Source organism: Flavobacterium aestuarii, from assembly GCF_040049115.1.
In the GTDB taxonomy this organism is placed as follows: domain Bacteria; phylum Bacteroidota; class Bacteroidia; order Flavobacteriales; family Flavobacteriaceae; genus Flavobacterium; species Flavobacterium aestuarii.
In genome coordinates this window covers 162,965-186,004 of sequence record NZ_JBDLZZ010000005.1, presented here as the reverse complement: position 1 = coordinate 186,004, position 23,040 = coordinate 162,965, and the positions used below count along the sequence as shown (strand labels likewise).

Genomic DNA, 23,040 nt, shown 5'->3' with positions numbered 1-23,040 from the left:
GTGACAAGTAAAATCAAGATACAGCACTGATGCGAAATTATATTGCATCATTGGAAAAAAACAATTGTTTAAAAAAACAAAGGAATAACAAAATTTATAGCTCAAAACAGATAATTATTACATGACTTATATTATCCTACTACTTTTATTTATTAGCATTGAACTTATTTATTTTAAGATAGCAGATCACTTCAATATTATTGATAAGCCCAACAGCCGTTCTTCACATTCGTCAATTACTTTGCGTGGAGGTGGCATTATTTTTCCTATAGCAATTTTGATCGCCTGCTTCTTAGGGTATGTTTCTTGGGTGGTTACCATTGCAGTGGTTTTAGTAGCTCTTGTCAGTTTTATAGACGATGTCAAACCTTTATCTCAATTGCCGAGATTTATTTGTCATGCAATAGCAATAGCCCTAATTTTTTATGATTTAGGCTTTCTTTCTCAAGCAGTCTGGGTTTTGCCTATTATTTTTGTGCTCACGATTGGCTGGGTGAATATTTTTAATTTCATGGACGGAATCAATGGAATTACCGTACTGTACGCATTTATTACAATTTTGAGTTTATCTTTTGTTGAAATAAACAAAGAGAGCCTGCCATTGTTAATTACTATGGGGTTGTCATGTGGTGCTTTTGGTTTTTTTAATGTTAGAAAAAAAGCTAAAACTTTTGCGGGAGATGTAGGAAGCATCAGCATGGCTTTGTTTTTGGGTTATTTTATGCTGAAAACAATTTTTGAGACTAATCAGATAGGTTATCTTTTGTTTTTTTCTGTGTATGGTCTAGATGGTATAATAACTATTTTTACGCGAATCAAAAAGAAAGAGAATATTTTTCAGCCACACAGATCTCACTTGTATCAGTATTTAGCCAATGAATTAGGGTATTCACATATCTCAGTCTCTATATTGTATTCAGGTATTCAGTTGCTAATTAATATTTTGCTGTTATATCTGGATAAAGCAGGAGCATTAACACTACCACTGATAGTTTCTTTTTTACTGTTTCAAATCGTATTTTATTTATGGATTAGAAATTGGGCAGTTCAAAAAGCTGCTGTAGAAAAGATTTAAAATTTATTCATCTAGACTATTTGAGTTTTCTCTCATTATGAATGTGCCCAAATTATCATATTTGGTTTTTTGCTGATTAATTATAATCTCAAGAATAATAATTTGTATTTTTGTTTTCATTCATTTTATATATAATAATGCAATATGTTTAAAAACCTCATATATACTCGTTTTTTATCCAGGAATCATCTGAAATTGAGCATTCGCAATTTGAGTTATCTCCCTAGATGGATTATAGTAATGATTGATTTATCTGTTTTGATAATCACTTTCTTCTTCACTTTGCTTATATTTAGAGGTACTGGATTAAAATATATTATAACTACTCATGATGTTTTTTTTACGGCATGTTTTTTTGGTGTAAATGTTATGTTTTTCTGGATTTATAGAACTTATTCTGGAATTATCAGGCATTCGTCCTATATTGATGCTGTAAAGCTTTTGTTTTCACAAATTTCTGTCTTAATTGTATTTCTGGTTTTTAATTTTGCTTATGAACTGTTATACGATGAAAGAGTCTTCCTTACTACTGCTTTTTTTATCAATGTTGTACTGTCTTTTTGTGGCTTATTCCTATACCGTGTTGTTGTCAAGCAGACTTTTGAATTGTATTTATCTGAAAAAAATACAACCAAATTAATACGTACAGTTATATATGGCACTGATGCCAATGCTATTTCGGTAGCCAATGCATTAAAATTTGAGACGCCTACCCGTTTTAAGATTGTTGGTTTTGTTGACAGGAATAATCAGAATGCATCAAAGAGGATGCTGGATCTGCCAATTTTAGTCCAAAAGAAAAAACTGCCTTCATTGATGCGTTCAGTAGGGGCTGAGGCTGTAATTATGGCAGACAAAAGCATTAGCAAAGATGAGCAGTTAATTATTGTTGATCAATGTCTGGAATTTAATTACAGGGTATATACGGTTCCATTGATTACGGATTGGGAAAATCAAAAAGAAATTTCTCAAAAAGTAAAAAACATCCAGATTGAGGATTTACTGGAAAGAAAACCTATAGTTCTAGATAATAAGTCTATATCTAAGCAATTAAAGGATAAAACGATCTTGATTACAGGTGCCGCAGGTTCTATCGGGAGCGAGATTGTCAGACAAGTATTGACTTTTAATCCACAAAAGGTAATTATATTAGATCAAGCTGAAACTCCATTGCATCATTTGAGCCTTGAATTAGAAAAAACATATTCGAAATCCAAGATCCGTAACATTATTGCTGATGTCAGAAATAAAGAAATGATGGAAAGGGTTTTTAAATTGTATAAGCCACAGGTTGTGTATCATGCGGCGGCTTATAAACATGTGCCTTTGATGGAGGAAAATCCATCTCAAGCTATCCTGACAAACATTGAAGGTACTAAGCATTTAGCTGACTTATCCTGTGAGTATGGGGTCAAGAAATTTGTTATGGTATCGACAGATAAAGCTGTAAACCCAAGCAACGTGATGGGAGCCAGCAAAAGAATTGCAGAAAAATATGTCCAATCTTTACAAATAAAGAATCAAAAAGAGAATAAACCACAAGCGACTAAATTCATTACAACCCGTTTTGGAAATGTGTTGGGGTCTAATGGTTCTGTAGTGCCTTTATTTACTAAACAAATTGCCAATGGAGGGCCTGTTACCATAACGCATCCTGATATTATCCGTTATTTTATGACTATTCCTGAGGCATGCCAGCTGGTTCTGGAAGCAGGAGCCATGGGGAATGGTGGCGAGATTTATATTTTTGATATGGGCAAGCCTGTCCGTATTTTAGATCTGGCCAAAAAGATGATTAAATTGGCAGGGTTTATACCAGATAGAGAAATCAAGATAGAGATCGTAGGACTGCGTCCTGGTGAAAAACTATATGAGGAATTATTAAATGATACTGCTAAGACGATACCTACTTATCATGAGAAAATCATGATTGCCCAAGAAATACAAGATGAGTTTGAAAATTTGCATATTGAAATTGAGGAATTAATAGGGATTGCTAATTTTTTTCCTAATGATGACATAGTTACAAAAATGAAAGCTATTGTACCTGAGTTTAAGAGTATGAATTCTACTTTTGAAGTTTTAGATAAATAAAAAAGTTAAAGATGATATTGGTGGAAAAGGTTTGCAAGGATTTCTTGTGAACCTTTTTTGATTATGACCTCACCCCTTAACCCCCTCTCCCAAGGAGAGGTGGGAGTGTCATTAAGTTAAACGTTATTTTACTCTCGCAAAGACGCAGAGGCGCAAAGTTAAAATTGAATTTCTTTGCGTCTTAGCGCCTTTGTGAGAATTATATTTGGATAACCTTTAAAAAGAAATCCTTAACTTAATGACATTGGGAGAGTGGGAGAGGCAGAATGTTATATTTTTTAATATTTTAAGATTTTTTCGGCATTTGACATGCAATAATAGAAACGGTATTGTTTCTTCTGTGTAACATTGTATGCTTGCCACGCTGTTTTTTTGAAAAGCCAATGAACATAAATGTGAGCAGGCAATGATTTTCTTCTGGATTTTCGGAAGTCAGTACTATGTCCTGTTTTTCGGACTCTTTATCACAGATGATTTCTTCGCTATAGCAGGTCTCGAAATTGTCATTGGCAAAGTCCCAATTGGCTACAGCCAATGCTAGATGGGCATGTGTTGCTTCGTCTGGCCAGTCTAAATGGATTTTTGGAATAAAGTCCGTTATTGTTATGCTGGCTTGCTCCAGAGAATAGCTGAAGTTTGTTTGAAGTGTTCGGGTTAAGGATCTGTTTTTGTTACCTTCAAATCCAATCAGGATTTCGGACAGGAATGGTGACTTCATTCCTTCTTCGAGAGTCCGTTGTCCTTTAGGGTTGAGATTGTCTTCTTTGAGGATTTCGAGTATGATTTTATTGGCTCTGCCTGCAAAGCTAACATCTTTTGATTTTTTATAGAATTGTACTGCCAATAAGCGGAATATCCTGGATTTCCGAGAGGCATATCCCATTTCCTTTCCTTGTTCCCTAATCCTGTCATAGATTGGGTTAGCCATAAATTCTTTAGAAGTCATGAATTTGTCTCTTTTCATCCGGGCAATATTGCCTTCAGGGGTGTTTACAAAATTGATATCGTCCAGAGTTCCTGAAATTTTGAAGGGTGCAATTACTTTGGCCATACTTTATTATTACTTTGAAATAAAAGTATGAAATTAATTACAGTTTATTTGTTTTTTTTCAAAATCTATCAACTCTTTAACCATTAATCTATTGTTTTAAGTTTCTAATTCTTCTATTTATAAATTGGATTGCCACTGCCTTGGCTGGCTTTTGGGATTTATTTCGACAGCTACGTTTAGTTATTTTACTTTTATTGTTTGTTTTTTCGCACACAAAAAAACTGTAAAATGTCTTTTTTATTAATTCGGCTCATAAGTTAATTTAAGTATATTTGCCGATAAAATTTCGAGTGAATTCAACTGATTATGTGAGTATGAATCGCGAAGCGGTGCCGTTAAATCTGGAACTTTTGTAAAAAAAATGAATTCAAAAAGTATCAGTTATTTTTTTGATTTTACATCAACAATTTTATAGAATTTGTTACCTACCATAAATTATTAGGGAACAAATTGTATAACCCTTTTGGGAATTATACTTTTTTAGTTAAAATGTATTCAATAAGACTTATAAATTTATTATTAAAAAGAAAATAATAACAACTGCTTTTTGAAAAGCTGCAACAAGAATGAATTTAGAAAAACATATTTATACCAGTTCCAATAGTTATAGTTTCTGGAACGTACTAAAGGACAGTGTCAAAGGATACAAAGACTCCTTTTATTTGGCTAGACAATTAGCAAAGCGAGACATACAAGCGCAATACCGCCAATCTTTTTTAGGTGTGTTTTGGGCTATTTTTCCAGCACTTATTAATTCTTTAGTTTGGATTTTTTTGCAGTCATCTGGAACTATTGCCGTTACAACTACTAGTGTTCCTTATCCTGCTTTTGTGTTAATAGGGACTACTTTATGGGGAATTATAGGAGAATGTATTAACCTGACCACTGCAAGTGTCAATGCTAATAGAAGTATCATTTCTAAAATCAATTTTGACAAAGAAGCTTTAATTACATTAGGGTTAATTAAGTTTTTTTTTAATTTTCTAATAAAAATGGGATTAATAATAGTCTTTTTGATTTTCTTTAAAATTGTACCCTCTATAGAAATTTTATTTTTTTTGCCTCTTTTGTTTTTGTCTATAGTATTTTTTGTTGCGATTGGCACTTTGTTAATGCCAATAAGTCTCCTTTATACTGATATTAACCGTTTGATACCTATTGGACTACAGTTTTTAATGTATGCTACTCCTGTCGTATATGCAATGCCAGCAGATGGTGTGATGCGAAAAATAATGTTACTGAATCCTCTAAGTTATATAATTACTGATTTGCGAAATGTATTAACTGGTTACGGGTTAGAAAATCCTGTATTTTGGTTTTTAGGAATTGTTGTAACAGCTTTTTTAAGCACAATAGCAGTAGTCGTTTATAGAGTTTCGATGCCAATACTAACCGAAAGAATGAGTTAATTGTGGGAGAAGTATTGATAAAAGCCGAAGGTGTTTCTAAGAAATTTGCCAAGGACCTCAAAAAAAGCCTGCTTTATGGGTTAAGCGATGTTTTTAGCGGTATTACAGGAAGAAAACAAGATAAGTCACTGCGAAGAGACGAATTCTGGGCGGTGAAAGATATTAGTTTTGAAGTAAGACGTGGAGAATGTCTGGGGCTTATAGGTCATAATGGTGCTGGAAAAAGCACGCTGCTGAAAATATTGAATGGACTGATTGCTCCCGATGAGGGAAGTGTGATTATGTACGGTAAAGTGGGCGCTTTGATAGAACTAGGCGCTGGCTTTAATCCTATATTGACAGGGAGGGAGAATGTTTACAACAATGCAGCTGTAATAGGCTTCAGTAAACAGGAAATTGAAGCCAAATTTGATGAAATTGTTGCTTTTGCCGAAATTGAAGAATTTATTGATATGCCTGTGCAAAATTACAGCTCTGGTATGAAAGTGCGTTTAGGTTTTGCTATTGCTGCACAGATGGAACCTGATATTTTGATTATAGATGAGGTGCTTTCTGTGGGGGATTTAGGTTTTAGAGTAAAGTGTATGAATAGGATTACCGAGCTACTAGCTAAATCTGCAGTCATATTTGTATCCCATTCAATGACTCAGGTAACTACAGTTTGTAATGAAGCAATGCTTTTAGAACATGGTAATTTAGATTTTTACAGCAAAGATGTTGGAGAAGTTGTTGAACAGTATTTTTTAAAGTTTCAAACCAGTGATGAACAATTGATTGGAGATGGAAGTGTAAAATTAAAGTGCTTCAATTTTATTGAAAATTCTGAAAAACATATAGAGGTTTCTATAAAAAATGGTGAAGATTTAAAAGTAGAATTTGAAATTGAGGCTGATAGCGATGTTAAAAACTTAAAATTTCGATTAGGCTTTTTTAATATTGAATATAAACTTTTGGCTGAAGCAGATTCAGATTCAGTAAACTTTGTAGGGAAGGTAATCGATGGGAAAATTAAAGTCGTTACTGTTATTAAGGGCTTGTATTTGAGGTATGGAAAATATAGTATTCATTTGCATGTAACAAATCTAGATACAAATAAAAAAATATTAAGGCAGAGTAATGTTGGTCATTTTATTGTAAAACCAACGATTGCTATTGGAGCAGATTTTTTATTGCCTAGTGAGTGGGATTAATAGTACATTAAAATGAAATCAATATATATTATAGCAGAGGCTGGAGTTAACCATAATGGCAGTATTAATTTAGCATTAGAATTAATTAACGAGGCTAAAAAAGCTGGTGCAGATTGTGTAAAATTTCAAACATTTAAAGCAGAAGAAATTGTTACTGCAGCTTCACCTAAAGCAAAGTATCAATTGGAGGTTACTGATAAAAACGAATCACAGTTTGATATGCTTAAAAAATTGGAGCTGTCTCTTGATGATTATCATTTGTTGATAAAAAGATGTAAAGAGCTTGATATCGATTTTTTGTCTACGCCTTACAATATAAAAGATGTTGATTTTTTAGAAGAATTAAATGTGACAGCTTATAAAATTGCCTCAGGGCAGCTAACTGAATTGCCTTTTTTAAAATATGCAGCCCAAAAGAAAAAACTAATGATTATTTCGACTGGTATGGCGAATATGTCAGAGGTATTTGCGGCAGTTGAGACTATTCGTTCTCAAGGAAACGAAAATATTGTTGTTTTACAATGTACCACTAATTATCCATCAAAAATATCTGATGCTAATCTTTTAGCAATGCTTAGTATGAAAGAAGCGTGTAAAGTAAGGGTAGGCTATTCAGATCATGTCCAAAATAATTATGCCTGTTTTGCATCAGCAGCATTAGGTGCTGAAATTATTGAAAAACATTTTACACTTGATAAAAATATGGACGGACCAGATCATTCCTCATCTTTAAATCCCGATGAATTTAAAGACTTGGTAGTCGGTATCAGAAATATTGAAAAAGCACTTGGAACAGGATTAAAAAAACCTACAACAATTGAAGTTGAAAATAGTTATGGCATGAAGAGAAGCTTAGTCTTGAATGTAGATTTGTTATCAGGAACAATTATAAAAGAAGAGCATATCGGATATAAACGCCCTTTTAATGGATTACCTGTTAATATGCTTGATATGGTAATAGGTAAAAGAATTAATAAAGATATGCTTAAAGATGAAGCATTACAATATAGTTTTATAGATTGGAAGTAATATTAAAAAATATTAGAATTGAGGATGAAAAGGATTTGGTTTCTTTTTTGAACAATGCTGGCAGTTCACTTAATACTTTTCGTTATTTCTCAACCAGGACAATATCAATATTAAATAACCATATAACAACTATTTTGTTATATGAAGATCAAAATCCTGTAGGATATGGACATTTAGATAAGGATGGTGAAACAATATGGCTGGGTATATGTGTGAGTGAAAATAAGGAAAGAAAAGGATATGGGAAATTAATAATTGACAGATTAATTGAAGAAGCACAATTAAAAAATATTTCTCGTATCAATTTATCTGTTGATATTAATAATCACAATGCAGTAAAGATGTACGTTAAATATGGGTTTGTAATTTGTAATGAAATTAAACCTGGAATTATTTTAATGGAATTAGAGCTGAAAAAATTGGGAAAGAATGTTTGCTAAATTTAAATAAGTTGATATTAAATAATATATATATAAGTACTTTAGCTTTTTTAGGAAAAACTCCCGAGCAAATAGCTGCTATTGCCGTTGAAAATGAGTTTAATATCGAATTTAGTTCCGGGATGGACTATTATGAAAATATGGAAGATTTTTTTCTAAAAGCTCCAATTAAAAATAAACTGCCTCATAATTATTTTCCTGCTCCTAAAATTCCATTTGTTCTTAATTTAGCCAGTTCTAATTCAGCTATTAGAAATATTTCTATAAATCATTGTATCAATGGAATTAAATTAGCAAAAGCTGTAAATGCTCCTTTTTTTTCTGCGCATGCTGGTTTTTGTATCGACCCTAATCCACATGAGTTAGGAAAGCAAATTAATTACACAGGTAATTTTAATAAAGAAAAACATTGGGAATTATTCTTTGATTCTTTAAATAAAATTTTGAAGATTGCGGAAGAAAATGAAATAGATTTTTTGATTGAGAATAATGTTATAGCTCAGTTTAATTTAGCTGGAAATGTAAATCCTTTATTATGCTGTGAAAGCAGTGATATTGATTTTTTATTTAGTAAGATTAAATCAGATAGGCTTTTTTTATTGTTAGACACTGCTCATTTAAAAGTGAGCTGTGTTACTCTTAAGTTAGATCTAATTCAGGAATTCAATAAGATTAGCAGTTATATTAAAGGTATACATCATAGTGATAATGATGGATTGGCAGATACTAATGGGGTTTTAGATGAATCATATTGGTTTTTACAGCAAATGAATAAATATGAAAATGTCATTCATGTACTTGAAATTAAAAGATTATCGGTATCCGAGATCAAACAGAATATTGAAATTTTGAAAAATGCCTGAAGTAGATAAATTATTGCTGGATAGAAATAGCTCTTTGAAAGAAGCTTTAGAATTAATAGATAAAAATGCTATGGGAATAGCATTTATTGTAGATTCTGATAAAAAAATGCTTGGATTATTATCAGATGGTGATGCACGAAGAGCGTTATTAAAAGGGAATAATCTAGACAGTAATGTGCAGGCTGTTATGAATTCAAATTTTATTTCATTGCCTGTTGAAACGGATAGTGAAGCTGTGTTAAAGTACTTATCTAATAAAATTAAAAATATTCCTTTAGTTGATAATAAAGGAAGGGTTGTTGATTATGCAACTATAAAAAAACTTCGCACAATTAGTATTGCCTCACCTGTTTTATCAGGAAATGAGCTTGCTTATGTAACTGATTGCCTGAGAACGAATTGGATTTCGTCTCAAGGGAAATATGTGAAACAATTTGAATCTATGTTTTCTGAAATTCATTCAGGATTCAGTTCATTAGCTGTAAGTAATGGTACTGTAGCACTGCATTTGGCTCTCGAAGCACTAAATATAGGAGAAGGAGACGAGGTAATTGTTCCTGATTTAACATTTGTCGCTTCTATTAACGCCATCATTTATACAGGGGCTACTCCAGTTTTAGCAGATATAGATCCCCAAAGCCTAAATATAGATACAAAGAAAATAACTTCACTTATAACAAATAAAACAAAGGCTATAATGCCTGTTCATTTATATGGTAATCCATGTGATATGGATGAGATTATGCAAATTGCGAAAGAGCATAATTTATTTATTGTTGAAGATTGTGCAGAGGCCTTGGGAAGTTATTACAAAGGAAAGCCATTGGGAACCTTTGGAGATGTTTCTACTTTTAGTTTTTATGGAAACAAAACCATAACAACTGGTGAAGGAGGCATGGTCATATTTAAAGATTCAAAAACAGCTGATAGAGCAGCTATGCTTAGAGATCATGGTATGAAAAAAACAAAAAGATATTGGCATGAAGAGGTAGGATATAATTATCGTCTTACAAATATTCAGGCCGCAATTGGAGTTGCCCAATTAGAGCGCCTCTCAGATTTTGTAGCAGCCAAAAGACATATTGCTCAAACATATAATAATTGTATAGAAAAGAGTAATTATTTTCAACTACCATATGAGGATTCGGATACAATCAATTCATATTGGCTTTATACTGTTTTGGTGAAAGAAAATTCTCCGTTTAAAAGAGATGATGTGATGTCTTATCTGGATCAATATGGAATAGAAACCAGACCTGTTTTTTATCCAGCACATGAAATGCCTCCATATAAGGAATATGGAAAAAAAGAAAACTTAATTATATCAAAAAAAACTTCAATAGCAGGATTTAGCCTGCCATCATCCGCTAGTCTGACAGCTGTGGACTTGGAAAGGATATGTGAAGTCTTGAAAAAATTTATTAATAAGTATTCTAAGTCATAAATACATAATGTCAGTAATTAAATTTTTAGCAGTAATTCCTGCAAGAGCAGGATCTAAAGGTCTTCCAGGGAAAAATAGTAAATTACTGAATGGTGTTCCTTTAATATTTTATTCAATAGATATAGCTAGGACTATTTTAGAAGATGATGATATTTGCATATCTTCAAATGACTTGGGCTTAATTGATATAGTTCAGAAACAGAAAAAAATTACTGTCCCATTTGTAAGGCCTGAAGATTTAGCGACAGACGAAGCTGGGACTCATGAAGTAATTTTACATGCAATTGATTATTATGAAAATATTGGAAAATCATATGATGCTATTATTTTATTACAGCCTACCTCTCCATTAAGAACGGAAGAGAATTTAAAAAAGGCAATTGATTTATACATGAATGATGATTTAGATATGGTCGTTTCTGTAAAAGAAACAAAATCAAATCCCTATTTTACACTATTTGAAGAAAATTCAGAAGGTTATTTAAATCAATCAAAAATTAGTAATTATACTAGAAGACAAGATTGTCCAAAAGTATATGAGTATAATGGGGCCATATATGTTATAAATGTTAATTCTTTGAAAAAGAGTAAAATGGCTCAGTTTTCAAAAATAAAAAAATATATCATGAGCGAAGAACATTCTATTGACATTGATACTCCTTTAGATTGGAAAATCGCTGAAATGGTATTGAATTCTAAATAGCAGATGTTGTAAAACCAAAGGAAGATTTGTTCTAAAGAATTTGAGTTTATTATGCTAAAACAGGAAATTTTTATTAATGAGTTTGAAAATCAGGAATTTAATTTTTGTGATATTGATTGGTGGCCTCTTATAAAAATTCAGACTGCTTATCAGCTCCATTTAAAAAGAACCGAAGTTTTTAAGTTAAATGAAGGTAAGAGTTATAATGAAATTAAAATAAAAATAACCTTAAAAGATAAATTACAATTTTACAAGCAAATTTTTACAAGTAATAAATATATTGAAAACATTATTGTTACTGATTTTACTCACAAACATGATTCTGATATTGGTATAAAAACAGGTATTAACCCTTATACTGACCCATTTGTTTACTATTTCGAAAATTTGAAAATTACCTTTACCCTTTTTGATTTTAAAAAAGAAGGATTTTTATTAGGTTATAATTTAAAAGTTTTAAAAAAAATCTTTTTAGAAGAAGTTAAACAAAAATTTAGCAGGAATTCTAAAATTCAAAGGCAATTAAGACAGTTTTGTGATTTCTTATCTCTGCATTATGGGGATGATTTTAGGTTATATAATCATTTAGTGCAAAATATAATTATTAATCAAGCAGAGTATTTAATGTATTTCTATATTCTGAAAAAAGGAAGGATAAAAAACATTCTGTTATATTGTTACTATAATAATACTATGATGAGTATTATAAGAGCGGCAAATCGATTAAATATTGAGACAGTAGAATATCAACACAGTCAAGTAACGTCAAATCATTTTGCATACAGCAGCTGGGGGAGTAATACAAAAAATAGTAAAGATTTTTTTCCTTCAAAGATTTGGGTCTGGAGAGAAAGTGATGCAGAATATTTGACAGATCAATTTAAAGATATAAAAAAAATAGAATATGTTGTAGGAGGCAATCTATCTTTAATTTCATCAAAAATTGTCAAAGTATTAAAAACTGATTCTAATATTAGAGTATTAGTAACTTTGCAGGGAATAGGTTTGCCCGATTATATAATTGATTGTCTTAATAAGAACTCCAATTTGATACTATATTTAAGATTACACCCACGTTACCCTCAAGATAGAGAGATGTGCGAAATTCTTAAATTAAAATATAAGGAACAAGTAGAGATTGATATCGCGAATTCATTAACATTACATGAACTCTTAGCTTTTTCAGATTATCATTTAACTAATTATTCTGGTTCCGCCATTGAGGCCGATTATTTTGATGTGACAAATATTATCTATGGAGATAAAGGATATGTGACGTATCAAAATGAGATTGAATCTCAAAAATATTTATTTATTAATAGTCAAGATGATTTAGTTAATATATTAGAGAAAAGATTAAAGTATAAGTTAAATTCAAAGGGTTCGAAACCGGATATTAGTAAATTGATTAAAGAAAATTTTAATTAGCTAATTAGAAAATATGAGTATGTAATTAATTTAAAACTGCAATGTAAAAAAGTTAATAGAAGATGGTCCAATTACAAAATTTGAAATGATTGTAAAACCTAGAATATTAGTATTAGCTCATGAACAGTATCTAAATGGGGCATCTCACTCTTTAATTACTGTTTTAGAAGGATTGAAGACGATGTATGAATTCTTGGTCATTGTACCAGATAATGGTTTAATGACTGATGAACTGCATAGGATAGGTGTGAATTATGTAATATTAAATCTGCCAAGATGTGGCTATTTTAATTATTTGTCGTTTCAAAATCACTTAAAGAAGACAATAAATTATTATAGAAATAAAAGAGTTTTAGAAAAAAAACTGTTTTTAACAGCACAGAAATTTCTTCCGGATTTAGTTTATACGAATACTTCTGTTTTATCTTTTGGTTACGATTTGTCAAAAAAAATAAAGAAACCTCACGTTTGGCATATTAGAGAATATGGAGATAAGGATTTTAATATTTCATATATTCCATTAAGAAAGGCAGTTGTAAATAAAATTAAAAAAAGTGATGTTTCAATTTTTACAACAAATCTGCTTAAAGAACACTGGTTAGGGCAAGAAAAAAATAATTCAGAAGTTATCTATAATGGTGTTTTGGAAGCCAAAGAAATTTCTTTTAAAGAAAAAAACAGACATCTAACGACAGTTGGAATCGTGGGTGTAATTATGAGTCTTAAAGAACAAGATTTCGCACTGCAAGTATTTAAAGAATGCTATAGAGAAAATAATAATTTAAGATTGGATATATACGGAGGAGTTTCGGATCAAAATTATTATTCAGAATTAATGGATTTTATAGATAAAAATAAGTTGTCCGATGTTGTTAGTTTTTTAGGATATGTTGATAATACTCAAATTTATAAGCAAATAGATATATTAATCAGTTGTGCTAAAAATGAAGCTTTTGGAAGAACACTGATAGAGGCAATGAGTAATAAAATACCAGTATTAGCCAGAAATAGCGGCGGGCCATCTGAAATTCTAAATTCGAATTATGATTTGTCTTTATATAATGATGCTGATGAGGCAATAACTAAAATGAACAATCTTATAAATGACTCTGGTTTTTACAAAAAATCTTCAGAAGCAGGTTACAAATTAGCGATGGATTATTTTTCTAAAGATGCTTATATACAAAATATAGCTTCTGTTTTTAATAAATTAATATAATGAATAAAGTCAAACCTATAGCCATTCATCTGCCTCAATTCCACCCCATTCCAGAAAATGATCTATGGTGGGGAAAAGGCTTTACAGAATGGACTAATGTGACTAAAGCTCAACCAAGATTTGAAGGACATTATCAGCCTCATCTGCCGGCAGATTTGGGATTTTATGATTTACGACTAGAAGAATCGCGTTTGGCTCAAGAATCATTAGCTAAGCAATATGGAGTTTATGGATTTTGCTATTACCATTATTGGTTCAATGGGAAACGTGTTATGAATGAGCCTGTTGACAGGAAAATGAAAAATCCGAAAGAAGACTTTCCCTTTATGTTTTGCTGGGCAAATGAAAATTGGACCAGAGCTTGGGATGGAAGTATTAACGATGTTTTATTACAGCAAAATTATTCGGCCGAGGATGATCGTGAACATATAAAGTTTTTATTGACTTTTTTCAAAGATGAAAGATATATTCGTGTAAACGGTAAACCTTTCTTTATTTTTTATAAGCCAGACTTGTTCCCAGATATGGCAAATACAATTGCTATTTTTAGAGAAGAGGCAAGAAAAGAAAATATTGAACTTTATTTGGGATGTTTTGAACGCTGGATTGGATGGGACAGAGAAAAAATGTCCATGTTTGATTTTGATGCGATAATTGAATTTCAGCCTTTATCAAGATCGATGAAGAACTTTAGAAATCAATTGGAAAACAGAAAACAGACTATTCTTAAGCGCATCGAAAATAAATTGCGTAAAAAATTTAAATTAAAGCATAGAGTTAAAAAAAATAAAGATTTTATAGTAGATTATAAACAATTTGTTGATTTTGACCTTCAAAATAGTAATCAAGGAATATATCCAGGCATAACTCCAATGTGGGACAATTCATCTAGAAGGGAAGGACAAAATGCTATTATACTTGATAATAGTACACCTGATTTATTTAGATATTGGTATAAAAATAAAACGACAGCTAAAAATTTTAAAGATCTTGATGATTCATTTATATTTATTAATGCATGGAATGAATGGGCCGAAGGGAATCATTTAGAACCATGCCAAAAATGGAAGTCAGCATATCTAGAAGCCTTGTTATGAAAGTAATAGTTGTAATTGTAACATACAATCCATTACAATGGATTAAAAAATGTTTGGATAGCTTAGTATTTAGTTCTATTCCAGTTGATATTTTGATTATTGATAATAATTCAACTGATGGTTTTCAGGAAATTTTAAAATCTAATTATTCTAATGTACAACTTGTACAGAATGTTAATAATTTAGGTTTTGGAGCCGCTAATAATATTGGTATTAAAAAAGCATATGATACTAATGCTGATTTCGTTTTTTTATTAAATCAAGATGCGTGGGTGCAAACAGATACTATTGAAAAATTAATTTCTGCACAACAGAAGGAACCTGAATTTGGTATTGTTAGCCCAATGCATTTAAACGGTAAAGGAGATCAGTTGGATTATAATTTTTCTAACTACATAATTCCTTTTCAATGTAAAGGATTGTATTCAGATATATATTTAAATAAGGTAAAAGAGAGTATTTATAAAGTGAACTTTGTAAATGCAGCTGGATGGTTATTATCACGAAAATGTATTGAGATAGTCGGCGGATTTAGTCCTTCTTTTTTTCATTATAGTGAAGATGATAACTATATAGACCGAGTACATTTTCACCAATTGAAGGTTGGTGTTTTAGGTACAGCTATGCTTTATCATGATAGAGAAGAACGCAGTAGTAATGTTTATTTTGAAGATTCTATATTGCTTTATAAGCGAAGAATTGTATTGAAAGCATCTAATCCTTTTTTGGAGTTTTCGTTTCAAACTGAAATTAAAAAACGTTATAGATATGCTCTAAAGGCTATGTTTTCATTTAGATTTAAATTGTTCTTGAAAATTATTTCCCAAATAAAACTAATAAATACTTTAGACAAAAAGAGTATTTTAAGCAGAAGAAATGAAAGTAAAACAGCTAAACTTGCATTTTTAAATTAAATGAATAATCCTCTTTTTTCCATTTTGGTAGCAAATTATAATAATGGTCATTTTTTTATGGATTGTTATTTAAGCATCATCAATCAGACGTATTCTAATTGGGAAGTTGTTATTGTGGATGATGCCTCGACTGATGATTCAGTTGCTATTATAAAACAACTTATAAGAAACGACCATAGATTCAAACTGTTTTTAAATGCTGAAAATAAGGGCTGTGGTTATACTAAAAATAGATGTGCTAAGTTGTCTCAAGGAGAAATTTTAGGTTTTTTAGATCCTGATGATGCTTTGAAAAATGATGCAGTAAGTGTTATGGTAGAGGCGCATTGTTTAAATAGGAAAGCATCAATTATTACGTCAAAGTATGAGTTAGTTGATTTAGAAATGAATTTTATATCTAATGGACTTTATGGCTGTAGTCTGCCATTCGACAAGTCATTTTTAACATACGCAAATGGGGCATTAACCCATTTTGCAACATTTAAAAACAAACATTATTTTCAGTCATGTGGAATTGATCCTGTTATGAAGCGTGCCGTAGATCAGGATTTATATTATAAGTTGGAAGAGAAAGGACAGCATTTATTTATTAATAAAATATTGTATCGCTATAGGATTCATAAAAACAGTATTTCGCATAATGATAATTTATACAAAGCTGACTATTGGCATTTTTATGCTATAAACAAAGCATATCAACGAAGGAAAAAGCAAAAAATAGATAATTTCACAAGCGAATATATGAGAGTGTATCGCTCTAATTATTATTTGTCAAGATTTATAAAATTAAAATTTTCACAAAAAAATAAAACTAAATATTATTTTTTATTCAAATCTATTTTTGCAAATCCAATACATGAATTTGAATTAAAGATTAAAAGTTTATTGTTGTTATTTATTCGCAGAATATGAATACTGATCCTCTTATTTCTGTAGTTATGCCTGTTTACAACTGTGCATTATATATTGAAGATGCTATTGATAGTATTTTAAATCAGACAATACGGGATTTTGAATTACTAATAATAGATGACGCATCTACTGATGGTACTTCTGAAATTATAAAAAAGTATTCTGATCCAAGAATTAGAACGATTTACAAGCCAATAAATCAGGGTGTTTCACAAGCTACAAATGATGGATTTAAAATTGCAAATGGTAAATATATTGCAAGAATGGATGGAGATGATATTTCAGTCAAGGAGCGATTTGAAAAACAGCTTACTGTTCTTGAAAACAATCCCAATGTTTTAGTTTGTGGAGGACTTGTAAAATATTTAGGAGGAACTAATGCTATAATTCCACACAAAGAAAAACATAATGAAATAATTGTAGAATTGTTAATTTCTTGTTCCATTTGTATGGGAGCAGCAATGTTTAGAAGAAAAGATTTAGAAGGCCATTATTATGATATAGCCAAAAACAGTGGTGAAGATTATGATTTTTGGACTAAAATAGCTTGGTTAGGAGAGTTTTATAATATTCAAGAAGTACTGTTATTGTATAGAGTACATGAAACACAAGCTTCTAAAAAACACAAACCACAACAAATTATTGATGATGTTCAAATTAAATTATATTTATTCAAAAGAATAAATTATGATTCCTGTAAATATCCTGATAAACTAATTTCTAAGGTGTTTTTGTTGAATCAGCCAATTGAGACGTATGAGTTCGTCTTGTTTTTAAAATGGATAAAAGAGTTGTTGCAATTAAATCAAAAGAATAATAGTTATCCTCATAAAGAATTTAAATCGGTAATAAAAAGGATTATAAGAAGTATTTTGTTTTCTCTTTACTTTAAAAAGACTTCGATTGGTATTGACAAAAAATGGAGATTAAAGATGCTATTTAGATTGCCCTTGGAGGAGATTTTTTATATTTTAGAGATTAAATTTAGAGAAGTTTTAAAAAAAAATAAAATATTAAAATGAAAGAAGGAAATAATTATTTTCCAACACAATTTGGTTTGTCTCTTTTGAGAATATTAGCAACCTTTTCAGTTATTGTTATTCATGTTAGTGGCTCTTTAGTTAATCAATTTGGGATAGTATCTATGTTTGACTGGAATGTTGCTAATTTTTTTGATAGTATCAGTCGGTATTCGGTTCCAGTTTTTTTTATGATAAGTGGTGCATTATTATTAGGTAAAGATTATGAACTGATAGATTTTTTAAGAAAAAGATTTGGAAAGATAATCCCTCCATTTGTTTTTTGGTCTTTAATATATAGTCTTTTAAAACGTTATGTGTTTGGAGGAGAGTATTTTAGCTTAATTAAGATCATTAAAGATGTTTTCTATGGATCTAAGTATCACTTATGGTTCGTTTTTGCGTTATTCGGTGTTTATTTGACAGTGCCAATTTTAAGAAAATGGATCAAACAGGCATCTAAAAAGGAGATTATTTACGTTTTAATTATTTGGTCAATTACCTTACTCCTTACAATACCTAAATTCAAAATTTATTTTCCTAAAATTGATTTCACCTATTTTTCAGGTTTTATTGGCTACTTTGTTTTGGGGTATTTTTTGTCTTTATTTAAGTTTAAAAAAAAAATCTCCATTTTTTTAATTTTTTTTGGTAGTACAATTACTTTTCTCGGAACTTATTATTTCACCGTCAAAAACGGTAAATTCTATAATTATTTTTATGAATATTTGTGTTTAAATACTTTTATAGTTAGTGCTGGTGTGTTCATGTTCTTTAATAAGATTGAAAGTGCTAATTTAAAAATTGCTTTACGAGTAACACAATTAAATCAAGCCTGTTTTGGTATTTATTTAATGCATCCTTTAGTGTTGGAAATTTTTAAAATAAATAATTTTGATGTAAATAGTTCAACTCCGCTTATAAGTATTCTACTGGTAAGTTTGTCTTGTTTTTCTCTTTGTTTTGTGATTATTCATTTTTGTAAGAAACTTAAGTTTAGTAATTTGCTAGTTGGGTAGATTTAATTAAAAAAAAATGAAATAATAAAAGTGAATAAGAAGATAGTTTTTAAAGTTCCTGAATTTCCACATTTGTCGGAAACATTTATAACGGCACAAATTGTAACTGCTATTAATTTGGGGTATGATATACAAATTGTTACTCGAAAGTTAATAGAGATAAATGAACGTTATAGTTTGATTGAAGAATATAATCTATTGGACAAAATAATAATTGAAGATTATAAAATACCATTCAATAAACTGGTAAGAATTTTAAAATGGCTTCAAATTTTATTTTTTAATTTAAAAGAAATTAGTTTTATTTTAAAGTATTATAAAGAACAATCTAGATTTAACCTTACTTGGCTATTCGAGTGGTCTTTCTATAATGGATTTAATGATGCCAAAATATTTCATGTTCAATACGGAACCAATTCTAGTCCTTTGCCAATCTTAAAAAAGGCAGGTTTTAAACCAGCTTTAATAGTAACTTTTCATGGTCATGATGCTTTCTTCCCAATTAGCGGTTACATTCAGAATTATGGCTATTATGACAATTTGTTTAAATATGGAGATTTAATAACAGCTAATACACCTTATTTAGGACAAAAGCTTTTAGAATTAGGCTGTCCAAGTGAAAAATTAATACTAATACCTGTAAGTGTAAATACCGATTTTTTTTATTCTTATAAAGGTGATAAACAAGCACAAGATCAGTTTAAATTGATTACCATTGGAAGACTTGACAAGATGAAAGGACAAATTTTTTGTATAGAGGCCGTCAATATTTTAGTTAAAAAAGGTGTAAATGTTTCGTTGACAATTATTGGAGAAGGAGTGGAACGAAAAAGTTTAGAAAATCTGATTAAAGCATATCAATTGGAAGATTGTGTGTTTTTGAAAGGAAGTAAATCTCAATACGACATTCGACAGGAATTGTGGAAGCATGATGTTTATTTATTAACTGGACAAGCAACTACAAATGGACTAAGAGAAACACAAGGGCTTGCTACTTTAGAAGCACAAGCCTGCGGATTACCTGTTATTGTATTTGATTCAGGGGGGATTAAATATACTTTAAAAGATAAATTTTCTGGATTTTTATGTGATGAATTCGATGTCGAGGCCGTTGTAACAAATGTTATAAAGTTTATTGAAACACCAATGTTGTTAAAAGAAATGAGTAATGAAGCAGTAATTTTTGTGAATGAAAATTTTTCACAGAAAATCATTGATCAAAAATGGGAAATGATATATAAAATATTATTTAATGAACCAAAATAGTTTAGTTTCAATAATAATCCCTTGCTATAACGATTGGCAATATGTTGAGCAGGCTGTAGATTCAGCTTTAAATCAAACGTATCCTTATAAAGAGGTTATTGTTATTGATGATGGTTCAGATAGCAAAACCAAAAGTGTTTTAAAGAAGATTGAATCAAAAATCACTAAATTAATTACACAAGAAAATCAAGGACAAAGTACAGCTCGAAATATTGGGATTAGGGAAGCAAAAGGTGATTACATTTTACTACTAGATAGTGATGATTTTTTTGAACCTTCGTTTTGTGTAAAAGCAATTTCTCTTTTTTTGAACGATGATGAAGTAAAAATTGTAAGTTGTTTTGCAAATTTACTGTTTGATGATGGTAGCTCAGTTGTTTACAAACCGCAAGGAGGTATGATTTTAGATTTCTTATATACAAATAATGCATTAGGCACATCATTATTCAAAAAAGCAGATTGGCAAAATTCTGGTGGCTATGATGTAACTATGAGAAAAGGATATGAAGATTGGGAGTTTTTCATTCGTTTATTGAAAAAAGGAGGACATGTAAAAGTAGTTAAGGAGCCGTTATACAATTATAGAAAACGAAATAATTCAACAACAGCAATAGCAAATAATAAGAAATATGAATTGTTGCAGTATATTTATTTAAAACATCAAGATTTGTATAAAGAAAATTTCGAACTTTTTGTTAAATCCTTACTGAATAGGATTGAAAGAGAAGAAAAAGAAAAGATTAAGAACACCTTGCGGCTTGAGTTTCAAATCGGAAAAGCAATTTTAAAACCAGTTCGGTTTTTAAAATCTCTATTTATATGAATCCTATGGTATCAATAATCATGGCAACCTATAATAGAGCTCATTTTATTGGGGAAACCTTAAATTCAATTTCGGCCCAAACCTATACTAATTGGGAATGCCTAATTATTGATGATGGCGGAACAGATAATACAAAAGAAGTAATAGCTCCCATTCTAGAAAAAGATAGTCGTTTTCAATTTTTAAAACGTCCTAATTGTTATTTAAAAGGTTTGCCAGGGTGCCGCAATTATGGACTGGATCTAGCTAAAGGAGAGTATATTATTTTTTTTGATGATGATGATATTGTACATCCTCAAAACCTCGAATTGTGCGTAAATGAATTAGAAAAAACAGAAATTTCTTTCTGTAGATACGAAAGAGAAGTTTTTACAGGAGATTTCGATTATAATTTTGATTGCTCAAAAGAATATTCATCATTTTATATTAATAGTAATGATGTAGAGAAATTGTTAAATAATAGCCTGCCCTTCAATTCCTGTGCTGTAATGTGGAAAAAAGAATATTTTGCAAACAATCGCTTTGTAGAACATTTAATGTATGCTGAAGAATGGGAATTGTATTCCAGAATATTGTCGTCAGGAGTGAAAGGGATTTCTGTAAAAAAGACTTTATTTTACGGGAGAAAACATTTAAAATCAAATACCGGAGAATTTTTCACCCACAATCCTTTCAGAAGAAAATCGCATTGCGATGCAGTAATTTTGGTAATTAAAAACCTGAAAGAAAAACAAATACTCACAGATTCGTTGCTTAGTTATTTTATCACAGTTTCTTTAGATTATAAAGAATATGATTTATTCAATCAGATTATGAAAATTTTAAAATTGCCTTTGCTGCAAAAAATAAAATGGTCTGTTTATTATCAATCTTATTTTTTGCGCTTGCCAATTTACAAAATGAAAAAAAATATTAGAAAATGAGAATTCTTCTTTGTTTCGGAACACGTCCTGAAGCCATAAAAATGGCGCCTTTATATCACGAACTCAAAGAGAATAATTTTGAAGTTATAGTTTGCGTAACGGCACAGCATCGTGAAATGCTTGATCAGGTATTGGATTTTTTTGATATTAAATCTAATTACGATTTAGATTTAATGCAGCCAAACCAAACACTAAATAATCTAAGTTCACTTATTTTAAGTAAAATGGATAAAGTGTTTTTAGAAGTTAATCCAGATATAGTTTTTGTGCACGGAGATACAACTAGTTCTTCTATGGTGGCTTTGGCTGCATTTCATTGCGGTATAAAAACAGCTCATGTTGAAGCTGGACTAAGAACTTATAATAAACAATCTCCTTTTCCGGAAGAAATCAATCGCCAGTTGACAGGAAGATTGGTCGATATTCATTTTACACCAACAAACGAAGCAACAGCTAATTTGTTAAAAGAAGGAATTTCTCAATCAAGTATCATCCAAACAGGAAATACTGTCATTGATGCTTTGTTCTGGACGCTTAACAAAATCGGAAAAGAAAACTTTAGTCATCCGGAAATAGAAGAATTAAAAAATATAATTCCAACAAATAAAAAGATTGTGCTTGTAACAGGTCACCGCAGGGAAAATTTTGGTAAAGGGATGGAAAATCTATGCGAATCATTATTAACAATCTCAAAGCGTCAGGATGTTATAATTGTATATCCGGTGCATTTGAATCCGAATGTCAAAGATGTTGTAAATCAATTATTATCAGATAAAGAAAATATCCTGCTAATAAATCCTGTATCGTATCCAGCTTTTGTATGGTTAATGCAACAATCATTTTTAATTGTTTCAGATTCGGGAGGTATTCAGGAAGAAGCGCCTTCGTTAGGAAAACCTGTTTTAGTAACCAGAAATATCTCGGAAAGACCGGAAGGGGTAACGGTCGGTTTTTCAAAATTAGTTGGGACGGATAAAGGTAAGATAATAGATGTTATACAAGATTTATTAGAAAATTTTAATGGTTTTGAAAATAAATCAAATCCGTACGGAAATGGTAACGCTTCTAAAAATATTATTAGCTTTTTAAGAAAAATAAACTAAGATTCTGATTGAAGAACAA

At 30.4% G+C, this 23,040-nt stretch carries 21 protein-coding genes; 20 read left to right on the top strand and 1 reads right to left on the bottom strand.

All coding sequences use genetic code 11. From position 1 onward, the window contains the following. Positions 1 to 121: 121 nt before the first annotated feature. Both ABEG11_RS07270 and ABEG11_RS07265 read left to right on the top strand, forming a co-directional pair. Positions 122 to 1,075 (top strand): MraY family glycosyltransferase, encoded by a 954-nt coding sequence (locus tag ABEG11_RS07270; RefSeq protein WP_348823522.1) that lies wholly within the window; start codon positions 122 to 124, stop codon positions 1,073 to 1,075. A 144-nt stretch (positions 1,076 to 1,219) separates the two neighbouring features. Beyond that, the gene (locus tag ABEG11_RS07265; RefSeq protein ID WP_348823521.1) at positions 1,220 to 3,169 is read left to right on the top strand and encodes a polysaccharide biosynthesis protein; all 1,950 of its coding nucleotides are present in this window, start codon (positions 1,220 to 1,222) and stop codon (positions 3,167 to 3,169) included. Positions 3,170 to 3,455: 286 nt separating this feature from the next. Here ABEG11_RS07265 and ABEG11_RS07260 read toward each other — a convergent pair whose 3' ends face one another. Continuing rightward, the gene (locus ABEG11_RS07260) at positions 3,456 to 4,220 is read right to left on the bottom strand and encodes a hypothetical protein (protein WP_348823520.1); all 765 of its coding nucleotides are present in this window, start codon (positions 4,218 to 4,220) and stop codon (positions 3,456 to 3,458) included. A gap of 566 nt (positions 4,221 to 4,786) precedes the next feature. On the opposite strand from ABEG11_RS07260, the gene ABEG11_RS07255 reads away from it, so the two are divergent. The 18 genes from ABEG11_RS07255 (at position 4,787) to wecB (ending at position 23,021) form a co-directional block, all read left to right on the top strand. After that, positions 4,787 to 5,629 carry an ABC transporter permease gene (locus ABEG11_RS07255; RefSeq protein WP_348823519.1) on the top strand — a complete coding sequence of 281 codons (843 nt, stop codon included), beginning with the start codon at positions 4,787 to 4,789 and terminating at the stop codon, positions 5,627 to 5,629. A gap of 2 nt (positions 5,630 to 5,631) precedes the next feature. After that, positions 5,632 to 6,819: an ABC transporter ATP-binding protein gene (locus tag ABEG11_RS07250; protein WP_348823518.1), complete on the top strand. Its 1,188-nt coding sequence runs from the start codon at positions 5,632 to 5,634 to the stop codon at positions 6,817 to 6,819. Positions 6,820 to 6,831: 12 nt separating this feature from the next. Beyond that, positions 6,832 to 7,848 carry an N-acetylneuraminate synthase gene (gene neuB, locus ABEG11_RS07245; protein ID WP_348823517.1) on the top strand — a complete coding sequence of 339 codons (1,017 nt, stop codon included), beginning with the start codon at positions 6,832 to 6,834 and terminating at the stop codon, positions 7,846 to 7,848. Next, positions 7,839 to 8,288: a GNAT family N-acetyltransferase gene (locus tag ABEG11_RS07240; RefSeq protein WP_348823516.1), complete on the top strand. Its 450-nt coding sequence runs from the start codon at positions 7,839 to 7,841 to the stop codon at positions 8,286 to 8,288. Before neuB ends, ABEG11_RS07240 begins: the two co-directional genes overlap by 10 nt. Positions 8,289 to 8,299: 11 nt before the next feature. Then, positions 8,300 to 9,151: a TIM barrel protein gene (locus tag ABEG11_RS07235; RefSeq protein ID WP_348823515.1), complete on the top strand. Its 852-nt coding sequence runs from the start codon at positions 8,300 to 8,302 to the stop codon at positions 9,149 to 9,151. Continuing rightward, the gene (locus ABEG11_RS07230; protein WP_348823514.1) at positions 9,144 to 10,595 is read left to right on the top strand and encodes an aminotransferase class I/II-fold pyridoxal phosphate-dependent enzyme; all 1,452 of its coding nucleotides are present in this window, start codon (positions 9,144 to 9,146) and stop codon (positions 10,593 to 10,595) included. Before ABEG11_RS07235 ends, ABEG11_RS07230 begins: the two co-directional genes overlap by 8 nt. 7 nt (positions 10,596 to 10,602) lie before the next feature. Next, positions 10,603 to 11,298 (top strand): acylneuraminate cytidylyltransferase family protein, encoded by a 696-nt coding sequence (locus ABEG11_RS07225; RefSeq protein ID WP_348823513.1) that lies wholly within the window; start codon positions 10,603 to 10,605, stop codon positions 11,296 to 11,298. A 51-nt stretch (positions 11,299 to 11,349) separates the two neighbouring features. Beyond that, positions 11,350 to 12,726, top strand: coding sequence for a hypothetical protein (locus ABEG11_RS07220; protein ID WP_348823512.1), 1,377 nt, complete (start codon positions 11,350 to 11,352; stop codon positions 12,724 to 12,726). An 85-nt stretch (positions 12,727 to 12,811) separates the two neighbouring features. Further along, a complete protein-coding gene (locus tag ABEG11_RS07215) occupies positions 12,812 to 13,945 on the top strand; it encodes a glycosyltransferase family 4 protein (protein ID WP_348823511.1) in 1,134 nt (377 codons plus the stop codon). Then, a complete protein-coding gene (locus ABEG11_RS07210) occupies positions 13,945 to 15,042 on the top strand; it encodes a glycosyltransferase WbsX family protein (protein WP_348823510.1) in 1,098 nt (365 codons plus the stop codon). The genes ABEG11_RS07215 and ABEG11_RS07210 overlap by 1 nt, the downstream gene beginning before the upstream one ends. Then, entirely contained in the window at positions 15,039 to 15,956 is a 918-nt protein-coding gene (locus ABEG11_RS07205; protein WP_348823509.1) for a glycosyltransferase family 2 protein, read from the top strand. The genes ABEG11_RS07210 and ABEG11_RS07205 overlap by 4 nt, the downstream gene beginning before the upstream one ends. After that, positions 15,957 to 16,868 carry a glycosyltransferase family 2 protein gene (locus ABEG11_RS07200; RefSeq protein ID WP_348823508.1) on the top strand — a complete coding sequence of 304 codons (912 nt, stop codon included), beginning with the start codon at positions 15,957 to 15,959 and terminating at the stop codon, positions 16,866 to 16,868. It abuts the gene before it with no gap. Further along, positions 16,865 to 17,890, top strand: coding sequence for a glycosyltransferase family 2 protein (locus ABEG11_RS07195; protein WP_348823507.1), 1,026 nt, complete (start codon positions 16,865 to 16,867; stop codon positions 17,888 to 17,890). Before ABEG11_RS07200 ends, ABEG11_RS07195 begins: the two co-directional genes overlap by 4 nt. Beyond that, positions 17,887 to 18,906, top strand: a complete 1,020-nt coding sequence (locus tag ABEG11_RS07190; RefSeq protein WP_348823506.1) for an acyltransferase — start codon at positions 17,887 to 17,889, stop codon at positions 18,904 to 18,906. The genes ABEG11_RS07195 and ABEG11_RS07190 overlap by 4 nt, the downstream gene beginning before the upstream one ends. Before the next feature lie 30 nt (positions 18,907 to 18,936). After that, positions 18,937 to 20,172 carry a glycosyltransferase gene (locus ABEG11_RS07185; RefSeq protein ID WP_348823505.1) on the top strand — a complete coding sequence of 412 codons (1,236 nt, stop codon included), beginning with the start codon at positions 18,937 to 18,939 and terminating at the stop codon, positions 20,170 to 20,172. Further along, positions 20,159 to 20,995, top strand: a complete 837-nt coding sequence (locus tag ABEG11_RS07180) for a glycosyltransferase (protein WP_348823504.1) — start codon at positions 20,159 to 20,161, stop codon at positions 20,993 to 20,995. The genes ABEG11_RS07185 and ABEG11_RS07180 overlap by 14 nt, the downstream gene beginning before the upstream one ends. Further along, positions 20,992 to 21,918 (top strand): glycosyltransferase family 2 protein, encoded by a 927-nt coding sequence (locus ABEG11_RS07175; protein WP_348823503.1) that lies wholly within the window; start codon positions 20,992 to 20,994, stop codon positions 21,916 to 21,918. Before ABEG11_RS07180 ends, ABEG11_RS07175 begins: the two co-directional genes overlap by 4 nt. After that, positions 21,915 to 23,021, top strand: coding sequence for a non-hydrolyzing UDP-N-acetylglucosamine 2-epimerase (gene wecB, locus ABEG11_RS07170; RefSeq protein WP_348823502.1), 1,107 nt, complete (start codon positions 21,915 to 21,917; stop codon positions 23,019 to 23,021). Before ABEG11_RS07175 ends, wecB begins: the two co-directional genes overlap by 4 nt. Positions 23,022 to 23,040 lie beyond the last annotated feature (19 nt).

What these genes read in the sequence shown, in the direction of transcription:
- ABEG11_RS07270 (WP_348823522.1), top strand. Translation starts at nt 122, where the DNA reads ATGACTTATATTATCCTACTACTTTTATTTATTAGCATTGAACTTATT.
- ABEG11_RS07265 (WP_348823521.1), top strand. Translation starts at nt 1,220, where the DNA reads ATGTTTAAAAACCTCATATATACTCGTTTTTTATCCAGGAATCATCTG.
- ABEG11_RS07260 (WP_348823520.1), bottom strand. Translation starts at nt 4,220, where the DNA reads ATGGCCAAAGTAATTGCACCCTTCAAAATTTCAGGAACTCTGGACGAT.
- ABEG11_RS07255 (WP_348823519.1), top strand. Translation starts at nt 4,787, where the DNA reads ATGAATTTAGAAAAACATATTTATACCAGTTCCAATAGTTATAGTTTC.
- neuB (WP_348823517.1), top strand. Translation starts at nt 6,832, where the DNA reads ATGAAATCAATATATATTATAGCAGAGGCTGGAGTTAACCATAATGGC.
- ABEG11_RS07230 (WP_348823514.1), top strand. Translation starts at nt 9,144, where the DNA reads ATGCCTGAAGTAGATAAATTATTGCTGGATAGAAATAGCTCTTTGAAA.
- ABEG11_RS07225 (WP_348823513.1), top strand. Translation starts at nt 10,603, where the DNA reads ATGTCAGTAATTAAATTTTTAGCAGTAATTCCTGCAAGAGCAGGATCT.
- ABEG11_RS07220 (WP_348823512.1), top strand. Translation starts at nt 11,350, where the DNA reads ATGCTAAAACAGGAAATTTTTATTAATGAGTTTGAAAATCAGGAATTT.
- ABEG11_RS07215 (WP_348823511.1), top strand. Translation starts at nt 12,812, where the DNA reads ATGATTGTAAAACCTAGAATATTAGTATTAGCTCATGAACAGTATCTA.
- ABEG11_RS07210 (WP_348823510.1), top strand. Translation starts at nt 13,945, where the DNA reads ATGAATAAAGTCAAACCTATAGCCATTCATCTGCCTCAATTCCACCCC.
- ABEG11_RS07205 (WP_348823509.1), top strand. Translation starts at nt 15,039, where the DNA reads ATGAAAGTAATAGTTGTAATTGTAACATACAATCCATTACAATGGATT.
- ABEG11_RS07200 (WP_348823508.1), top strand. Translation starts at nt 15,957, where the DNA reads ATGAATAATCCTCTTTTTTCCATTTTGGTAGCAAATTATAATAATGGT.
- ABEG11_RS07195 (WP_348823507.1), top strand. Translation starts at nt 16,865, where the DNA reads ATGAATACTGATCCTCTTATTTCTGTAGTTATGCCTGTTTACAACTGT.
- ABEG11_RS07190 (WP_348823506.1), top strand. Translation starts at nt 17,887, where the DNA reads ATGAAAGAAGGAAATAATTATTTTCCAACACAATTTGGTTTGTCTCTT.
- ABEG11_RS07180 (WP_348823504.1), top strand. Translation starts at nt 20,159, where the DNA reads ATGAACCAAAATAGTTTAGTTTCAATAATAATCCCTTGCTATAACGAT.
- ABEG11_RS07175 (WP_348823503.1), top strand. Translation starts at nt 20,992, where the DNA reads ATGAATCCTATGGTATCAATAATCATGGCAACCTATAATAGAGCTCAT.
- wecB (WP_348823502.1), top strand. Translation starts at nt 21,915, where the DNA reads ATGAGAATTCTTCTTTGTTTCGGAACACGTCCTGAAGCCATAAAAATG.